7 protein-coding genes are annotated in these 5,572 nt (G+C 43.6%); all 7 read left to right on the top strand.

The window, feature by feature from the left end:
• The coding region (locus HMPREF3016_RS01560; RefSeq protein ID WP_070739649.1) for a hypothetical protein at positions 1 to 506 on the top strand (506 nt) is incomplete at its 5' end.
• A gap of 179 nt (positions 507 to 685) precedes the next feature.
• Complete coding sequence (locus tag HMPREF3016_RS10655) at positions 686 to 934, top strand: ribonuclease domain-containing protein (protein WP_141757689.1); 249 nt, start codon at positions 686 to 688, stop codon at positions 932 to 934.
• Between the two features lie 18 nt (positions 935 to 952).
• The gene (locus HMPREF3016_RS01555; protein ID WP_070739646.1) at positions 953 to 1,624 is read left to right on the top strand and encodes a hypothetical protein; all 672 of its coding nucleotides are present in this window, start codon (positions 953 to 955) and stop codon (positions 1,622 to 1,624) included.
• A gap of 105 nt (positions 1,625 to 1,729) precedes the next feature.
• The gene (locus HMPREF3016_RS01550) at positions 1,730 to 2,428 is read left to right on the top strand and encodes a hypothetical protein (protein ID WP_070739643.1); all 699 of its coding nucleotides are present in this window, start codon (positions 1,730 to 1,732) and stop codon (positions 2,426 to 2,428) included.
• Between the two features lie 186 nt (positions 2,429 to 2,614).
• The gene (locus HMPREF3016_RS11210) at positions 2,615 to 3,541 is read left to right on the top strand and encodes a hypothetical protein (protein WP_246828413.1); all 927 of its coding nucleotides are present in this window, start codon (positions 2,615 to 2,617) and stop codon (positions 3,539 to 3,541) included.
• 1,005 nt (positions 3,542 to 4,546) lie between these two features.
• Complete coding sequence (locus HMPREF3016_RS11205; protein WP_246828412.1) at positions 4,547 to 4,969, top strand: ribonuclease domain-containing protein; 423 nt, start codon at positions 4,547 to 4,549, stop codon at positions 4,967 to 4,969.
• Positions 4,970 to 4,984: 15 nt separating this feature from the next.
• Positions 4,985 to 5,572, top strand: a 588-nt coding sequence (locus tag HMPREF3016_RS01535; RefSeq protein ID WP_070739640.1) for a hypothetical protein, incomplete at its 3' end; no start/stop codon positions are given.

Genomic DNA, 5,572 nt, shown 5'->3' with positions numbered 1-5,572 from the left:
GGTGGAAGATTATTGAGCTTTCCTGTGAAAAGTTATTGGAGTCTTCGGGGTCTGCGGAAGCTGCTGTGATGGTTTTTGAGGCTATTGAGTTTCCTGATGAGATTCCTCGGTTGCCGGATGATTGGATTCATGAGTATCTTGAGGATTTGCATTGGTTGGATTTGAGTCAGGGGTTCTTTTTTGTTTTGAAGAATTATGATGCGCTATTCCAGAGTCCTCATGATCCTCATTATTATATGGCGAAGTGGGCTGCACAGCTGTTGCAGACTGTGGATACTGAGCTGAGGTACCGGTATTCGAAGGATGAGAATGGGGAGTATGATCCTGCGAATATCCTTTATGGTATGGAGGTTTCTCAAGAGCATCTTGATCAGGTGTTGGAGTACTTTGAGGGTCGGGCGATCGTGATTCCTGATTTCGATGAAAATGACCCTGGGGCGGAGCATCCTTTGTATGTGAAGAATAATGATGAGGTTTTGGAGAGCTGGAAATATGAGAGTAAGTAATACCAGGGGTTCTCATTTTTGGCTTTTTAACCAGATCTTACAATATTTATTCACGTGGAGTTCTCTTCAGGTAAATTAGTGGAGATAGTCTCATATAAAAACTACTGGTTCCTGCGGTTTTGCTTTGTTGCAGGGGCCAGTGTTTTTGTATTTTAAATTTATTTAGTCGTGTTTAAGAGTTGAGTAGTTCTAAGGTTTTCGAGAATAGCCCTATAGGCAGTAAAAATGGTAAAATACTCCCAACAAAAGATAAGGATGGTAATCTTATTACATATACTGAATATGATGCAAAACCGCCAGAGTATATCATCAAAGAAAATGGTAAGCCAGGACTTAATCGGGGAACACATCGTATCGTAGTAGGAAGCAATGGAAGTATTTACTATTCGCCAGATCACTATTTAACTTTTGTCCGCCTTGTTGATTAATTTTGAAAGGAAACGAATATGCCTTATGAGGATTTATATTCTAAACCGTTTAGTATCCCTGTTTTTATACGAGATAATAATTATTGGGAAAACTATATGCTTCCTTCTCTGCGTCAGGAGGGGTGGCATGTTGTTATAGTTGATTGCGCAGGGGTTATGGATGCCTATGATTTTGCTATTCGTTTTATGAATGCTATCAGTTTTGATTGGAGTTCATTCCCGCATATATTTGATTTGAAATGGGCTGAAGAATATGCAGAGGATATCGATTGGCTTGATATGCGTCAAGGATTGTTTGTCTACTATAAAAACTTTGAAGATGTTCTATCTATGGCTGACGATTTAAACATGGAGGGTTATGTTAGGTATAGTGTGGATATCCTTTACATTATGAATGCTTATTACCCACGGCGTCCTATGTGGCGTGATGACGAATATGAGGTTCTTTTTGGGTATGGGCTTGAGGTGTCGAAAGATTTTCTCCCTCGCGTTGAGGAGTATTTTGAAGGTCACGAAATAATCTGTGCTGGTCCTGATACTGAATACCCTTGGTCTCAACAGGAAGAGCGGAAGAAGAAATACTTCCCTAATGGTTTTCCCGATCCTCGGTATGATGAGAATGGTATCTGGGTGACTGACCCTGATGAGTACCCCGAGAGCACTTCCTACACTGGCAGTATGGACTCATAGTATCAAGGCATCTGGTGGTTAGCTAGATGACGTATATGGGTTATACCCCAGGTCGTGTTCTATATCTTTATTTGCCTCGTGAGTTAATTTTGGGAAAGAAACAGTATGCCGTATGAACATAATCTTTCAAAACCTTTTATTGCCCCGATTTTCATTGAGGAAGATGGGTATTGGCAGAATTGTATGAAGCCCTATCTTGAGCGTGAAGGGTGGTATATCGCAGAGGTTGACTGTGCTGGAGCCACTGGATCATTGGAATTTGGGCGTCGTCTTTTAACAGCTTTGGACTTCGACTGGGACTCTTTTCCGTATGAGTTTGATGTCCATTGGGCTTTTGAATATGCTACTGAGGTTGATTGGCTTGATCTGCGTCAGGGGCTGTTTGTGTACTATAAAAACTTTGAGGACGTACTGTCGATGGCAGATCGTCTTGGCAATGATAGATATGCTATCTATGCCGTGCATATGGTTGATTATATGCGTCTGGACTATCCTATGCGTCCTAGCCCATATCCTCGGTCTGGGGATGATTATGAGGTGACTCTAGGGTATGGGTTCGGGGTGAGCCGGGCTTCTTTGCCGCGTGTGGAGCAGTTTTTTACAGGAAATAATGAGATTCTGATTGCTAATCCGGAGGTGGTGGAGTATCCGTGGACTTGGCATGAGGAGCGGAAGAAAAAATATTTTCCTCAGGGGTTCCCGGCTCCTCGGTGTGATGAGCGGGGGGAGTGGATTTTTGATCCTGAAAGGTACCCGGAGAGTCCTGCGTTTACGGGTGATGCAGGATATCCCGTAGAAGAATAGTCGTCTTGAGGTTCAAGCTGGGTTTTTGCGTCCTATATACCTAATCCTTTTGAGGATTTTGGAACTACCATAAGAAGTTGGCGCAGGGTAGTGGCATTACGTTTTATCTTTACCCTTGTGCCACAATTATCATGAACATAACCTATCAATAATCACCGAGAAAGATATATCAGGAGAGGCACTACCATGACAGATGTCGGCTATAGTTGGTTTATTGGAAAACTAACCGAAGATCCCCGCACGACCGAGACTATTACGATTACCTATCCTAACTATTTGCTGTTGTTGGCAGAAATGCGTGATGATATTGCATCTCTAGAAACTATTGCTACGGCTCTTGAAGCCATAAGCCGCATCACGGCGTCTATTCAGCATGGTCAGGAAATCACTCCGGATTACCGGGCAGACCTGCTTGGTTCTACGTGGGAATCAGACTTTATTCGTATTTTGACGCGATACAATAATTTTGCCCAGCTTTGGAATAGTCATAAGTTCGAGGTACCTGGCTATGTGCCTGTGCACGGTCTGGATCAAGATGCGCAAGGTCCTGAGACGGATGTTCTGATGCAAAAGCTCAGTAAGTTGATTGCGTTTATTTTTGAGCTGACGCAAGGGTTGAAAGAACATGGATATCATCTTCCTGAGTTCCCAAACACTCAGGAGGCTTTAGCGGAGCAAGAGATCGTTGCAAGTTTGCCTGGCACCAAAGACCATACTGAAGAGATTTCTGACGGTACCGAGCAGATCCAGCAACGGACAGAAGAAGCTCTTAAAAAGGTGCTTGATCTTGAGGCTCAAAATTCTTCAAAACCTAACCTGTACCCGCTCAATTCAACTGGTACTGGGTTTGAGAATCAGACTATAGATCAGGCGTGGATGCAGGCTCATGGGTCCGATATGGTCAAGGTCGTCAAAGATGCTTCTGACTGGTCGCTTGAGAATTTTATGCTGACCTTGATTGCGGGTAAAGAACCTAGCCTGCAGCAGTACCGGTTTAGTCCTTATGCTGAGTCGCGGTTGTTATCGGCTGCGTTGTGTTCGGTGATGGATTCGGTGGATAAGGCTGGTATGACTGAGGTTGTGCGCTCGGGTATGACTCATATGGCTGAGTAGTATATCAGTCAAAGTAGTGAAACAGTGTTGGGTTCTTTTCTGGATTCTTTTGGATATAAAATGCTTGTATTAAATGTATAGCATATTCTGAAAAAGGGACGCCTCCGGTCGTAGCTCATTCCTTGTGATCGGTTAATATCTATAACTTGATGTAAAATTAAATTAAGGTCACTAAGCTGCTGTTTAGATTTATATTTAGAAACTATTTTCTATTAAATATTTAATGTAAATTTAAGTAAAATATCTGCAAAATAATAATTTATTAATATTTTTATTATATTTTTGTCACATTTATAATATAGAGTTTAGTTCTCGTATCCCATTTTAATTTTCTAGACATTGTATTGGTTTAGTTTTTAGTGTTTATTGTGTTGTTATTATGTATAAATTATCTTTGAAATTTATAGAGGTGTAGTAAGAGGGCAGGCACAATTGGGGCGTTTCTTCTAGTAATCAGGGGTCTGTTTAGCGCTCTTACTGATCTGGTAACGCTTGGTGTTGGTAAGGGTCTTAAGTTTGTTTTGAAGCCTTTGCTGAGTCGTTTTGGGATTCGGTGGGGTGCTCATGAGCTGCGTGTGCCTGGGGGTATGTCGTCGTCGGAGCGTGCTCGTCCTGGGGTAGTGCCGTTGCGTCCGGTGGAGAGTCAAGGATCGAGAACCTGTCTCCGGCAAGGGGCGCTAGTGCCGCTGAAGGGCCGACGGTTTCGATGCGTGATGTGCAGACTCGTCTGGATGAGAAGTTGGAGGGTGTTCGTCGTAAAGAGTGGAGGGGGAAGGATAAGAATGGACGCCCACGCACTGACTATTATGACTCCGATGAATTTATAGCGAAGGAAAAAAATACAGGGATGCAAAATCTGTTTTAAGGGAATATGAGAACCGTAAAAAGCAGGCTGATCTTGAGGGCAGAGAATTTACTGAGGCACCTCCAAAAGATCTGGGTCCTCGTCCTCAGCATGCGTTGTGGAAAGACGCCGAGCGATTTGCGCCAGATTTGCAGACTGCAATGCAGCTTGATGAGGAGGGTTTGAAGCACCACCGGGTGGTAAGGAGCGAGGACTATCAGGGACAGATTCCTCAAGAAACTGCTGAGCATCTCCAGCAGACTACGCAGAAGATTATGAAGGATGGAGCTCCTCCGCACTATCCTGGCGCTAATGAGTGCAGGAAATTTGAAAACCATCCTATGGATGGTGAGGGTGTAGGCGATATTTTGCCCACTACCGATGTTGAAGGGAACCCTATTACCTATACGGAAATGGATTTCATGGCACCTCAACCAAAGATTGGTGAAAACGGTAGAGTTGAGTTGAAGACTAACGGGAAGCCTGAGACGACTCGTGGTGATGACCGGTTGATAGTGGGTAGTAATGGCAGTATCTATTACAGCCCGGATCATTATCACACATTTATCTTGATAGTAGAGTAAGGGAGAAAAATAACCATGGCTTACAAGCAGTTACGGTCTGCCGAGGAATTCATTGCCCCTTTGTTTATCCGTGAGAACGGGTACTGGGAGAACCATATGCTGCCATACCTGGAAGCGGAGGGGTGGGCTGTCATTACTGTTGATTGTGCTGGGGTGGTATCGTATCTGGACTTCGCCAGGCGGTTAGTTAAAACTATCGACCCTACCTACAGTTTTCCCGAAGGTTTTAATATGCGTTGGGCTGCTGAAGAGGCATGTTTGATTAGGGATAGGGATATGCGGCAGGGGCTTTTCGTTTTGTATAAGAATTTTGAGCAGCTTTTTACTATGGCTGATGATGATATAAGCGCATGTGTGAATATTCTTGAAGAGATGGATACGTACTACAGTATTCGTCCAATTCATGGTAGCGGGCTGTACAAAGTGTTATTTGGGTGGGGATTCGAACTTTCGCAAGAGAGTTTGTCTCGGGTGGAAGAGTTCTTTGTCAACAGGGTGGTGATTGCTGCTGATGGGGTTGAATATCCTTGGTCAAGTATGGAGGAGTATAAGAAGTTTTTCTTTCCGAATGGTTTTCCTGACCCGTTGTATGAGGATGGGGAG

The organism is Rothia sp. HMSC065D02, assembly GCF_001815285.1.
GTDB lineage: Bacteria > Actinomycetota > Actinomycetes > Actinomycetales > Micrococcaceae > Rothia > Rothia dentocariosa.
This window is presented reverse-complemented; position numbering and strand designations above follow the sequence as displayed.

Bases quoted from the DNA above. Each gene is read 5' to 3' on its own strand.
- HMPREF3016_RS01550 (WP_070739643.1), top strand. From the start codon at position 1,730: ATGCCGTATGAACATAATCTTTCAAAACCTTTTATTGCCCCGATTTTC.
- HMPREF3016_RS11210 (WP_246828413.1), top strand. From the start codon at position 2,615: ATGACAGATGTCGGCTATAGTTGGTTTATTGGAAAACTAACCGAAGAT.
- HMPREF3016_RS01555 (WP_070739646.1), top strand. From the start codon at position 953: ATGCCTTATGAGGATTTATATTCTAAACCGTTTAGTATCCCTGTTTTT.
- HMPREF3016_RS11205 (WP_246828412.1), top strand. From the start codon at position 4,547: ATGCAGCTTGATGAGGAGGGTTTGAAGCACCACCGGGTGGTAAGGAGC.